The organism is Spirosoma sp. KCTC 42546, from assembly GCF_006965485.1.
GTDB lineage: Bacteria > Bacteroidota > Bacteroidia > Cytophagales > Spirosomataceae > Spirosoma.
The window spans coordinates 7,749,351-7,761,200 of the sequence record NZ_CP041360.1 but is presented as its reverse complement, the minus strand read 5'-3'; the positions used below and the strand labels follow the sequence as shown (position 1 = coordinate 7,761,200).

The window sequence follows — 11,850 nt, the reverse complement described above, 5'->3', positions numbered from 1 at the left end:
TATTGCTAGTACGACCCGCAATCCGTTAACTTCGTTGTAGATTTGATACTCGAACAAACTTGATTCTCTCTAATGCGCATCCCTGAAGAAACAGTTGAACGAATTCGCCAGTCTGTCGACATTCTGGAAGTAATAAACGATTTCGTTTCGCTCAAGAAGCGGGGTAGCAACTACATTGCCTGCTGTCCGTTTCACAATGAGAAATCGCCTTCGTTTAATGTGAACCCAACCCGGCAGATTTACAAATGCTTCGGTTGCGGCAAGGCTGGCGATGCGGTTCGGTTCGTGATGGACATCGAGAATATTAGCTATGGAGAATCACTACGATACCTGGCTAAAAAGTATGGTATAGAAATTGAAGAACAGGAGCAAACTCCCGAAGACCTCCTACGGCAGAACGAGCGGGAAAGCCTGCTAATCGTCCTCAACTTTGCCAAAGCATTCTTCCAGGAAACCCTGCTGAACACAGATGAAGGGAAAAGTATAGGTCTAAGTTATTTTCGGGAACGGGGCTTTACCAATCCAACAATTGAAGCTTTTGAACTAGGCTACACCCTCGATCAATGGGACGCGCTCCTGCAGGAAGGTCAGCGAAGAGGACATAGCCGCGAACTGCTTGAAAAAGCCGGACTAATTTTGATTAAGGAAGGGAATCCGGGTGGCGACAGGAAAGTATTTGACCGCTTCAGAGGGCGGGTCATGTTCCCAATCCATAATGTGTCGGGTCGGGTAATTGCTTTTGGCGCCAGAATTCTAAAAACTGACAAGAATCAACCTAAATACCTCAACTCACCCGAAACAGCGGTTTATCATAAGAGCCAGGTTTTGTACGGGATTTTTCAGGCGAAACAGGCTATTCGGCAGGAGGATGTTTGTTATCTGACGGAAGGATATACAGATGTAATTTCGCTGCATCAGGCAGGGATCAAAAATGTAGTTGCCTCCTCGGGTACGTCGCTTACAACAGAGCAAATTCGGCTGATTGCGCGCTTTACGCCAAATGTTACAATTCTGTACGATGGTGACGCGGCTGGTATCAAAGCCGCTTTGCGCGGTTTGGATATGGTATTAGAAGAAGGCTTAAATCTTAGGCTTCTTTTACTGCCCGATGGCGAAGACCCCGATAGCTATGTGCATAAGGTTGGGGCTGATGCCTTCAAAGCATATATCAAAGAGCATTCTCAGGATTTTATTGACTTTAAAGCCAGCCAATGGCTAACCGAAGCAGGCGACAATCCGCTGAAGCGGGCTGAAGGAATATCCGATGTGTGCAGTAGTATCACCAAAATCCCAGATCCTCTTAAGCGCCAGACACTCTCGCAACGCGTAGCCCAAGTGTTTCATGTTAGTGAACAGTCTGTAATTTCAGAAATCAATCGGCTGCTTCGAAAACAGCAGGAGCAAACTAAAAAAGACACTGATCGGCAACAACGGACGGCTGGTTCTGGAAGGCAACAGCCATCTTCAAGTAATACTTTAAGTACAGGGGAGCCATCACTCGATGAAATAAACTCATTGCTGGAGGGATTCAGCGTAGAAGCGTCTGAAATCGGCGATTACGGTACGAATGCACCACCAGCCATATCTGCTCCAATCGAGCGTGTAAAGGCTGTTAGAACGCCTATATCGTATCAGGAGGAGGAATGTGTGCGATTGTTAATGAGTCATGGTGCACGTGAACTAGAGCCGGGTATCTCACTGTGTCAATATGTACTGAGTGAATTACACGATATTGAATTTCAGACTGGGCCTTATGACCTGATTTTAACCTTGTTTCGGGAAGCCTATAGCCGGGGGGATATTTTAACCGCCAATGATTTTCTAAATCGACAGGATAATAGGCCAGAAGGAGCAAGTAATACTGAGCTTCAGCATCAGGCTATTCATTTAACAACACCCCGCTATGAGATCAGTGATGGATGGGGAAAACATGAGATTTTCGTCCCATCTGAAGCGGAAATTGGCATTCTGGCCGATGCTGCCTACCGAAATATCCTACGAATTAAAAAAATGCTCGCTGAGCAACGAATGACGGCGCTACAGCAATTGCTTCGCGAGTCGAGAAATAAATCACCTGAGGAAGCCGATCAGCTTTTAACCGAATTTATGCATTTCAAGCGAATCGATATGGAAATCTCGGGTTTATTAGGTACGGTTATATCCGGTTAACGTTTACTAAGGCATAAAAAAAGCCCCAGCTATAAGTATAGATTGGGGCTAACCTTTATCAATAGGGGAGGGTGAACACTATGCCTGAGCTACCGTTATGACACTAATCAGTTCGGCATCAATTTTACGATTCAGCTCATCCAGCAAGCTGGCATGAGAATGGAGCTGACCAGGTTTGGAAGGTTGCGCTGAACGACCAGACTTCTTGCCCGACATATCGAGCAATAAAGTCATCAGAACATCACTCATATACTCACGTAAATCGATGAGCTTCCGTAACCGTGCCCGACTAGCCGCTGTTGGCTGACGACGGGACGTGGTCTGCAATGAGTTGATGGCTTGATTCAGTTTAGCATAACGACCATGAAATGCTTCGGTCGCTCTTGCCCATTCCATAATCATTTTTTGTACCTCTTCAGCCGACGGTTCGTAGCTGGACAATACTGTTGATTCTTCCTGATTCATCACCCTATCTGAATACGTGTTGTGCAATTGACTGAATCAAAATTCAGCTCTTGTAGAGCTGAAAGCAAATCGTTTTGTGTGAAATCACCCATTTTAGGTGTGAAATCACCCAAAAAGTGTGAAATCACCCTACCCAAACTGCGCGTTTAAGCGGTTTTATGACCGATCTTAAGTTAGCCCCGCTATACTTCCTGGTAAGTCCGTTAATAAATTTATTGATTGAATTGTCAGACTGTTACGAATAAATTCAAGTATTGTTGGTACATTCATCCACCCATATATGTAATAAATCATGAACCAATCAATCGGTGTCCAGGAGGGCACTAAGAACTTCGCGATCCGTCGTCGCGATTTCTCGATTCTCGTTGCCCAATCTGAGCTTTTTAACTGCGAAGTTTTAAGCCAGCTACTGAAAGAACAAGGCTACAATGTTGTTGGCCGTGCTGTTGAAATGGAAGACACACTTCAACAGATTAGAGTGAAACGCCCCAAATGTGTTATTCTGGAATCCGACATTTCGGGCGAGCGAAGCTTCGAGATTGTGGAGGAGATGCAGCACGCAAACCAGCAAACGAAGTTCATCTTATACACCCGTAAACCCGACCTGCGTATGGTGGCCAAAGCCATGCAAAAAGGATTCTTTGGGTTTCTATATGCCACAGATGGACTGGACGAATTGTACCGGTGTTTCCAGACGGTCAGTAACGGAGGTTGTTACTACAGCAGCGGCTTCATGGATTTACTCAAAAATTTTGGAGTCGATATAATTTCAGAATCTACGCGGGAAGAACTAAGTCGATTAAGCCAACGGGAACGGGAAGTGCTACGAATGGTAGCCAACGGCCATACCGCTAATGAAATTGCAGATCGACTAGGCATAAGCTACCGAACGGCTGTAAATCACAAAGCACATATTGCAAAAAAACTGGATTTAGATAGCATCCGACAACTGCCAAAGTACAGCATTGCAGTAAAAAGCTATCTCTAAAATTCTAGGCAACCGTTTCAAACAGGCGCGAGTCTGCATACTGTAGCCATTCCCGAAGTTCCTGCATACGGCTACGGGGTACGCTGACCGTGTACGGTATTGGTGTATTGAGCCTGATACTGTATTTCCCATTTTCCCAATGGGCATAGCCTGCTATTGCCTGTCGGTTAACAATGTAATCCCGTTTAATGCGTAAGAATTGAGCCGGATTCAGTTCCGTTTCCAGTTCATTCAACGTTTTCCCGATCAAATAGCGGCCTTTGGCCAATTCGGCATAATAGAGACGGTCTTTAATGGTAAAATAATAAACATCATTGACCGGAAAATCTAATTCGCCCATTGCGTTTCTACCTTTCAGGTAGGTCAAATAGGATGCAGTAGCTGCTGATTTAGGTGATACAGTTGATAAATACGCTACTGCTTTCTGATATCCTTCGGCTTCGGCTGCTGCCTGGGCTTCCCGGCGTTGGTTTAAGTAGTCTTTTAGTAATGAAAGGTTTAATTCTATATAACCAATAATAGTTAATGGGACTAAATATTCTAAGTATATCCGCCAAGTAAATGTGTAAAGTATATATTTCTGCCAATAATTTGACCATGAATAAGTGGGTAAATTCTCTAATAGATACCGAATAGTTTGTGTACCGGGATTGAAAACAAAAAACGAAAATGCTAGAATAGGCAAGAATCGTAATTCATATTTATAAATAGAACGCCAAGTATTTTCGACCGAATCGATATGCCAAATTTTATGAAAACGATTAATTAAAGTAATAGTAATGAACAAGGTAAATAATTCAGGAATAAATAAGCTACGAACTAGTAGGCCAATGTACTGGAAAGGCCCTCCCTCTTCATAAACGAGTTTTATTTTCAGCTTATAAGCAATAGACCAGCTAACAGCTTCAATCAATACTACCATACCTAGTAGTATTAATACCCCATTAAATAGGTTCTTTAGGAAGTCACGTGTCAGTCGAATTTCCTTCATCTGCTACCTTGTCAATAAGTGAACTAAGATAGTGACAACAGGCGGGTCTTTCCAAAGAAATAATGTATCTTTTTTGTGATTAATGGTAATTATGGTTGTGAGGAACTTTGACTCGTTAGGTAACCTATTCAGGTAGAATGAGTTTCTTATAGATTATGTAATACACGTTATACATAGATCGGCCAGTCATGATAGACTGGCCGTGTGTAAACACTTTCACTAGTTAAATCTAATGATACAATTAAAGGAAAACGAAGTGTTATACAGGCTGATACTTAGTAATACTACCATCTGCTTCGAAAACAATTACAATGCTATTACTAGTGGATATTCGACGTGTTTTGATTATAATGGGTTTTCTGGCTGGAGTGGTAAACCCAGAGTCCACCAACCGTTCCCGTCTGGTTGGGCGGATATATAATCTATCCTTGATAGCATCATCCAAGCAACGCAGAAGTTCAGGAGTAGGCTTATGTTTGATAACATCATTGGACGAAGAGTTGGTATCGTAGAAAAGAATAATATCACTTTCTAAACTGGCCCATTCAACAGGTGGATTGTCTTTATAACTGTCATCAATTGTTGTCTTAATTAGCCAGCTTGGGCGACCGTTCTCATTGAGATATCTAACCACTTCTACTACGCCTTTATCCCCCACAAAAGCTCCCTTTCTAACAGCATCATCAATATAATTGATGAGTATTTTTTTGATTGACGTCGTCAATCGTAATCTGTTTGCAAGGCTGTGCGACAGCGTTGTACATGATAGCCCAAGTCAGGCTGATGAAGATAATACAAGCTTTCATAGTGCTTAGTTACATGTAGAGCCTGGAGCTGACGCTCCTGGGATGATGGTTTTAGAATTACTATACTGAAGTGTACCTTTATCAGTTAAAAGGTATTGATCGAGTCCTGGGTATTGGTTCATGACCGTCACATCATCACTTGGCTGGTATGTCAGAAATGTACCCCCATTAGGGGCTTGCCCGGTTGGATGAGTATGTATCATGCCGCTGATCTCGTAAGTAGTTTTGGAAGAGCTAGTAGGGTCGAGCATAATATGCCATTTTCCATCCTCTTGGTAAATAAAGGCAACTGTATTTCCATTTTCATCTTTATATTTTCCATCCCCTGGCCAGTTTACGTGCTCTATAGTATTTTTTGGGGAAGGAAGTGAAATAAGTTGTCCGTCTTTTGTAATTACGGCAACATGTTCCTTACCGTAAGAAACACTGTTTGTGTATAATGCTGCATCAGCGTCACAGTTTGCAATTTCTTTTAAGGGCTGCGTCCAACGCCCTAAGATATATTCATACAAATTTATGTATCCAAATGCAGGATCTACATAGATGTAATATTGGCCATCTTTTGGAGTAGTTGGTCGTTCACCTTTTACGTCCATTGGTTTTAACACAATACACCAACTCTTGCCATCCCAAATATACGTTGCTCCCGTGGGCGAACTGAAAACTTGTCCTCTCTTTATGGAGTTCTGTGGTGACTTATAAGGTGCGAATGTGCTCGAAGTTCCTCTTGAACCTCCACTGTACGTACCACCACTACTTCCACTGCTTGATGAACTTGTAGTCCAGCCCCAATCTGAACTACCATCATTGCCCCGGCCTTTCACAGTTGCCTCAGGCAACCAGTTTCCAGTAGGATATACGGTTATTTCTGGTAACCAGTAAACGATTTGATCATCCAACTGAGCACAACTCCGATACAGACTCTCCGCATTTATGGGTTGCTGTGGGGCAAAACTATTAGTAGAAGTAGTGATTTTAGGAACGAACAAGCCTTTATTGATTGAAAAGGCTTCACGCGGTTGTATTGTTTGAAACGAAACATCATCGAACCAGACCGGTGTTTTACTCGGGTTCTGTAAACGCACGGATACGTAGCCTGCCTGCTGGGCATACTCCTGAATATGCAACAACTACCAATGTTCACGAGCGGCCTTGTTAAGACCAACCTGTTGCCGATGCATAAACCGGCCATGCTGGTCATAAAACGCTACGTCAACACGAGCATCGGGTAAGCGTTGCGCTAATAGTGACTTTACCAAGGGTATCATGAGGGCACTGATCACGCCAATAGCAGGAGCTGTCTGGATAGACCGATGCGATTGGTCGGGCACGGTGGCCTGCTGTTGAGAAATGGCCACTCCAGCTACTACTCCCCCCACTAAAGCCGTCGTTATTTGAGGAGTAAGATTCGCTTTAGAGCGAATAGGCGCATAAGCATAAGCATCTAATGAGAATACATCCCCTTTTCTGACCGGGATTAATTTACTGGTCAGGGATGAAACCGCACTCGAATCACCGCCACTTAATTTTATAGATAGGCCGTCTGTACGGGAATGGGTCGTGGACTCACTTTGCGCAAGTCTGCCCGAGCCATTATTGGAGCAGCCTAATGGGCTTGTCTGAGCCGGGCAGGCGGCTGTTGTTTTGGGGCTTCCCGGAATATCGGTTTGGGTACCAGAGTATTTGACGGAAATCGTCATGGCACTTCCTGTTTTGTAGCTATTAGGCACACGCAAATAGAAACCGAAGGCATTGTAGCCTGAAATACCCAGGGCATTGGCTACATCCTGTCGGCTACTGGTAGCTGGTATCCCGAAACCCACCAACCAGCCATTTATGTATACATCAAACTTGGTGGATTGCTGGGACTTAGTTTTGTTTACAACCCAGCCATCAATGCCGTTGCAATCGGCAACATCCAGATTTCCGGCGAAGTTACTGCCTGCCAGCGCAGGGGAAGTTATTGGGTTGGTGGTAGGTGTAGTTGGTGTGGTTCCCAATCCAGGACAAGACGCCGTTGTTTTGGGGCTACCTGGAATATTCGTGTTGGTGCCCGCATACCGAACCGAAATACTCAAAGCCGATCCATTTTTGTACTGGGCAGGTATAGACCAGATAAAACCGAATCCATTAAAGCCCGAAATACCGAAAGCATTGGACACATCCTGGCGGCTGTTGCTGGCTAACACATTGGAAGCCGCCAATTGATTATTTATATACACATCAAATTTGGTAGACTGGTTGGTTGCATTTCGATTCATAACCCAGCCACCTATATTATTACAGTCGGCTCCATCCAGATTGCCTGCATAGTTCGCTCCCGCTGGTGGGTTGGTCGTCGTAGTTGTCGTTGTGGTTGGGGGGGTAGTAGTGGTTGTATGCGGATCAGTCTCGGCAAAGCAACTGGCGGTACTGCTCGACATCAACCCAGTTGCCACCAGCCAGTGTTGGGGCCTGAAGTTGCTCCCATCCTGATAGGCCGCAAATAGGGTACCATTGTAAAAATGAGCATACACCGATTCGCCCCAACTGGTCGTGAACAAAAACTGGCCCTCTGTGTAGGCACAAGCACCTGCTGGATTTGGGAGTTGTGTGCCTCCTGTACAACCACTAACGGTCTTGGGCGATCCGCCTATCGTACTGCTTGTTCCACAGATGCGTACTGAAATGGCGTGGTTCTGCCCATTTTTCCAGCCGGCCGTAGCGGGAAAACTAAAGTTGAAACCATGATAGCGGGCGGCTGAGTTGCCAAAGGCGGTTACTAAATCCTGTCGGTCGCCATTGGCGGTAATGCCCGAATAGGTTTTGACCCCATCCACATAGATATCGACGGTGACGGGCTGGTTCAGGTTAGCCCCATCGAAAGCCCAGCCACCCATACTGGTGCAGTTGGCATAATCTAATGAACCATTCGGATTGCTAACTGAGCATTGTGCCCACGTTATCATGGTTGATATAAAGATCAGCAGAATTGTTAGTACAATAGCCTGCCGAAACTAGGTAGGTTTGGGTAAATTTTTCACTACATTTGACATGTTTAATGGTAAAACATTGAACGGCTCAAAGCCCTGCGTCCGGTCGCCAAACTGTCGTGGGGCTTTTTCTGTACTAAAAAAATTAGGTAGGCTGGATAGATTGTAGCGTTTATTGGTACTCGTTAACAGAACAAAGGTGAATAGACGCTACCTTGAGTGCCTGATAGTACCCTACTAATTTAACTAGTAGGGTACTATCATTTTTGAACCGGCCACAGCCAGTGGCGGTATCGCTGAGCAAAGTGCAATAGACTAAACGCGCCCTGTAATCCCAATTTCTGGGAGATTTGCGCTCGATGATTATTTACCGTGTGCGGGCTAATAAAGAGTTGTTCCGCAATTTGGCGAGTGGTCAAACCATCGGCAATAAGCCGTACTACCTCCCGTTCGCGACGGCTTAAGGTACCCAGGGCGGTCAACACCGCAGCCGATACAGGAGTGGATGACGTGGATTCAGAAGCCTGTAAAGCAGCCAAAAATAAGGCGGCCAACTCCGGCAGTGCCGGAATGGCATTGAATGCGTCCCTCGTGTTTGACATAAAGCAATGAGTTAGTCCTGAAAAATGAATCGGTGGCCAGCCCTTAGGCTAGGCTGTTCATCAGGCCAAAAGTAGGCGGACTTTGAAGCGGAAATCAACTCGATTTGTCTGAAATCACCATCTGACCGGACAGAATTACCAAAAAAAGATAACTATTTAGTTGATTTCGCACATGAAATGTGTGATTTCAGGCAGGAGGTATTTTGTTTATTAAGCGGGCAGTTAATATTTGCTCAGGAAGTAATCAATTGGCTCAATACAATGGAACAATCAAGTGAAAATAGAGATGGGGTAATTGCAGCAGAATATGTGCGAAGAGGGAGCTGGCGAGGATTGCCCTACAGAAGATTGGCCGCCGGCTCGGGCTTACCAGCGGCATCACGCCCCTGTAACCATTCCCGGAATTCGTGCATGCGAACACGAGGAACAATGATTTCGTGATGGTCAGGATTGTTTAGAGTAACAATGTACTTGCCATTTTCCCAGTAGGAGTAGTGCAATACCGCTTGCCGGTTAACTATGTAATCGCGTTTGATTCGGAAAAACTGAGTTGGATCTAGTTCTGTCTCAAGTTCGTTTAATGTTTTACCAACTAAATACCGTCCTTTTAGGGATTCAGCGTAATAGAACCGCTCTTCTACAGTGAAGTAGTAGACCTCATTGACTGGGAAGTCTATCTCACCCAATGCATTTTTACCTTTCAAATAAGTGAGGTAAATAGAAGGAGTTGTGGTTATAGGCTGTGGTGAGAATGTCTCAGATAAAGCTAAGACTTTCTGAGAAGCTTCGGCGGCTTCGGCTTCGGCCTTCTCTTGAGCTTCCCGGCGCTGTTTTAAATAGTCTTTAAGAAGAGAAACATTAAGAGCGATGTAACCAATAAGCACTACTGGGAATAAGTATTTAAAATAGACGGACCAAGTAAACGTATGAAGTATGTATTTCTGCCAATAATTAGACCAAGAATAGGTGGGAAAGCTCTCTAACAGAAAACGTATAGTTTGTGTACCAGGGTTGAATGCTAAAAATGCAATTGCTAAAACAGGTAAAAAACGCAATTCGTATCGATAAATAGAGCGCCATGCGTTCTCTACAGAATTGATATGCCAAATGTTATGAAAGAGGTTGATGAGTGTAATTGTCGTAAACAAAGTGAATAATTCAGGAATAAATAAACCTCGAATCAACAAACTGATATACTGAAAGACCCCGCCCTCATCATGAACGATTTTTAGTTTGATTTTATAGCCAATAGACCAGCTTACAGCTTCTATCAATACTACAATAAGCAGTAGTATTATTACGCTGCTGAATGGTTTTTTCAGAAAGTCTCGTCTGACCTGAATTTCCTTCATGCTGTCTTCATAGCAAAAACTCGTACTAATATAGTGGTAATATTTAACTAAATCCAAACGGGTGATTGTGACTTTTTTACGATTGATGGGCCCCTCGTTGGCTGGTAGCTTTGTATCAACAAAAACAAGCAACTACAAATCAATCTTATACATTGTCATGAAAAAGCAATTCTCAATCAAAGCCGCTCAGACCATTAAGAATATAGCCAAGCCGGTTTCTAAGTCTGAATCTACTAATCTATTAAAAATTATGTCTCTTGAAGGTGAGTGCTGCCGGTGGGATATTGGCTCAGCCTTTACTGGCCTCTCCAAGCCTGTTTTCTCGCTTTAAGCTTAATAAATCATGCTTACCACACGACAACTTTACCGACAGGAGTTGGCGGACTGCCGCGAACACTTCGAGCAAATTGACCTGTCCAAAGAACGGGGTTATTTAATGAAGTATACTACGTTCTCCGCAAATGTCGAGAATATACTTCCTTCAATATCCCGCCAGGAACATGAAGCCCTCTTTAGAGAGCTATTGTTGCAGCAGGTATTCACCACATTCGATCAAAAGTGCCTAACGGCTGGTGATTTAGTAAAGTTGCGTGGGGCGCACGACGTTTTAAATAAAGAGTATAGCCCGAAAATCTATTGCACCTACCACCTCGGTTCATACCGGTTGCTAACTAGTGTGCTTTTTCGGAAAGGGGTCGATTGCGTATTGCTCGTTGGTAGCAATATGAATCGGAGCCAGGGGGAGGAGATGAAGGAACATATTGAAGGGCTACGCCAAAAACATGGTCTTACCAACGTTTTTCGGGTGGTTGAAGCGGGTAGCCCTTCTGCCGGATTAACGGTACTGCGTGAACTGAAAGCTGGCCGGTCACTGATTGTCTTTGTAGATGGTAGCCCTGAAACGGCTCCAGAACCTGGAGAAGAAGCTCAGTTTTTATCGGTGCGCTTAGGACAACGTCGTGTTTTAACACGAAAAGGAGTTGGCTATTTGTCTCATGCAGCGGGTGTGCCTATCGTACCAGTAGTGAGTTATCGCCAACCCGATATGACAAATGTCCTGCATTGTCTCAAACCAATTCGCCCTATTGTGCGAAGCGACCGGGACATGTATTGTCAGGAGGCTATGCAACAATTATATGATGCATTTTGGCCGTACCTGAAACAATACCCAGGCCAGTGGGAAGGGTGGAATTTTATTCACTTATTCCTGGAGCCCGAAACAGTTAAAAATAAATTTTTCGGCTCTCGCGCTCAGCGGCTTGCCTTTAATGAAAACCGCTACTCATTATGTGATCTGGAACAGGCACCTATCCTGTTCGATCGACGATCGTATCAGACCTATGAGATCACCGAAGATCTCCGGGATTTGCTACTGAATCTTCATGAAGTGGACTCCGTTGAGGAGGTTGTCGGTCAGGAAATGTTTAATGAGTTGATGGATATGGAAATACTACACTAAGTACCATCCCGGTATACGATATATACTACAAGGAGCCCGATTAGCT

Annotated in this window: 11 protein-coding genes; 4 read left to right on the top strand and 7 right to left on the bottom strand. The window is 44.3% G+C overall.

The window, feature by feature from the left end; all coding sequences use genetic code 11:
* Window positions 1-72: 72 nt before the first annotated feature.
* On the top strand, window positions 73-2,169 hold the full coding sequence (gene dnaG / locus EXU85_RS31515; protein WP_142775885.1) for a DNA primase: 2,097 nt from the start codon (window positions 73-75) through the stop codon (window positions 2,167-2,169).
* Between the two features lie 78 nt (window positions 2,170-2,247).
* Here the strand turns inward: dnaG and EXU85_RS31510 are convergent, their stop codons facing one another.
* The gene (locus EXU85_RS31510) at window positions 2,248-2,634 is read right to left on the bottom strand and encodes a hypothetical protein (protein WP_142775884.1); all 387 of its coding nucleotides are present in this window, start codon (window positions 2,632-2,634) and stop codon (window positions 2,248-2,250) included.
* Window positions 2,635-2,926: 292 nt separating this feature from the next.
* On the opposite strand from EXU85_RS31510, the gene EXU85_RS31505 reads away from it, so the two are divergent.
* Window positions 2,927-3,622 (top strand): LuxR C-terminal-related transcriptional regulator, encoded by a 696-nt coding sequence (locus EXU85_RS31505; protein WP_142775883.1) that lies wholly within the window; start codon window positions 2,927-2,929, stop codon window positions 3,620-3,622.
* Between the two features lie 4 nt (window positions 3,623-3,626).
* Here EXU85_RS31505 and EXU85_RS31500 read toward each other — a convergent pair whose 3' ends face one another.
* The 6 genes from EXU85_RS31500 to EXU85_RS31475 form a co-directional block, all read right to left on the bottom strand.
* Window positions 3,627-4,613 carry a LytTR family DNA-binding domain-containing protein gene (locus EXU85_RS31500; RefSeq protein WP_142775882.1) on the bottom strand — a complete coding sequence of 329 codons (987 nt, stop codon included), beginning with the start codon at window positions 4,611-4,613 and terminating at the stop codon, window positions 3,627-3,629.
* A 259-nt stretch (window positions 4,614-4,872) separates the two neighbouring features.
* On the bottom strand, window positions 4,873-5,337 hold the full coding sequence (locus tag EXU85_RS31495; RefSeq protein WP_142775881.1) for a hypothetical protein: 465 nt from the start codon (window positions 5,335-5,337) through the stop codon (window positions 4,873-4,875).
* Between the two features lie 87 nt (window positions 5,338-5,424).
* Window positions 5,425-6,546, bottom strand: coding sequence for a hypothetical protein (locus tag EXU85_RS31490; protein WP_142775880.1), 1,122 nt, complete (start codon window positions 6,544-6,546; stop codon window positions 5,425-5,427).
* Window positions 6,547-6,549: 3 nt separating this feature from the next.
* Window positions 6,550-8,367: a hypothetical protein gene (locus EXU85_RS31485; RefSeq protein WP_142775879.1), complete on the bottom strand. Its 1,818-nt coding sequence runs from the start codon at window positions 8,365-8,367 to the stop codon at window positions 6,550-6,552.
* Between the two features lie 284 nt (window positions 8,368-8,651).
* Window positions 8,652-8,993, bottom strand: coding sequence for a response regulator transcription factor (locus tag EXU85_RS31480; RefSeq protein WP_142775878.1), 342 nt, complete (start codon window positions 8,991-8,993; stop codon window positions 8,652-8,654).
* A gap of 338 nt (window positions 8,994-9,331) precedes the next feature.
* Window positions 9,332-10,477 (bottom strand): LytTR family DNA-binding domain-containing protein, encoded by a 1,146-nt coding sequence (locus EXU85_RS31475; protein ID WP_246859326.1) that lies wholly within the window; start codon window positions 10,475-10,477, stop codon window positions 9,332-9,334.
* Between the two features lie 25 nt (window positions 10,478-10,502).
* On the opposite strand from EXU85_RS31475, the gene EXU85_RS35570 reads away from it, so the two are divergent.
* Both EXU85_RS35570 and EXU85_RS31470 read left to right on the top strand, forming a co-directional pair.
* Entirely contained in the window at window positions 10,503-10,676 is a 174-nt protein-coding gene (locus EXU85_RS35570; RefSeq protein WP_168207900.1) for a hypothetical protein, read from the top strand.
* Window positions 10,677-10,688: 12 nt separating this feature from the next.
* Window positions 10,689-11,804, top strand: coding sequence for a hypothetical protein (locus tag EXU85_RS31470; RefSeq protein ID WP_142775877.1), 1,116 nt, complete (start codon window positions 10,689-10,691; stop codon window positions 11,802-11,804).
* Window positions 11,805-11,850 lie beyond the last annotated feature (46 nt).

Bases quoted from the DNA above. Each gene is read 5' to 3' on its own strand.
- dnaG (WP_142775885.1), top strand. From the start codon at position 73: ATGCGCATCCCTGAAGAAACAGTTGAACGAATTCGCCAGTCTGTCGAC.
- EXU85_RS31510 (WP_142775884.1), bottom strand. From the start codon at position 2,634: ATGAATCAGGAAGAATCAACAGTATTGTCCAGCTACGAACCGTCGGCT.
- EXU85_RS31505 (WP_142775883.1), top strand. From the start codon at position 2,927: ATGAACCAATCAATCGGTGTCCAGGAGGGCACTAAGAACTTCGCGATC.
- EXU85_RS31500 (WP_142775882.1), bottom strand. From the start codon at position 4,613: ATGAAGGAAATTCGACTGACACGTGACTTCCTAAAGAACCTATTTAAT.
- EXU85_RS31485 (WP_142775879.1), bottom strand. From the start codon at position 8,367: ATGATAACGTGGGCACAATGCTCAGTTAGCAATCCGAATGGTTCATTA.
- EXU85_RS31480 (WP_142775878.1), bottom strand. From the start codon at position 8,993: ATGTCAAACACGAGGGACGCATTCAATGCCATTCCGGCACTGCCGGAG.
- EXU85_RS35570 (WP_168207900.1), top strand. From the start codon at position 10,503: ATGAAAAAGCAATTCTCAATCAAAGCCGCTCAGACCATTAAGAATATA.
- EXU85_RS31470 (WP_142775877.1), top strand. From the start codon at position 10,689: ATGCTTACCACACGACAACTTTACCGACAGGAGTTGGCGGACTGCCGC.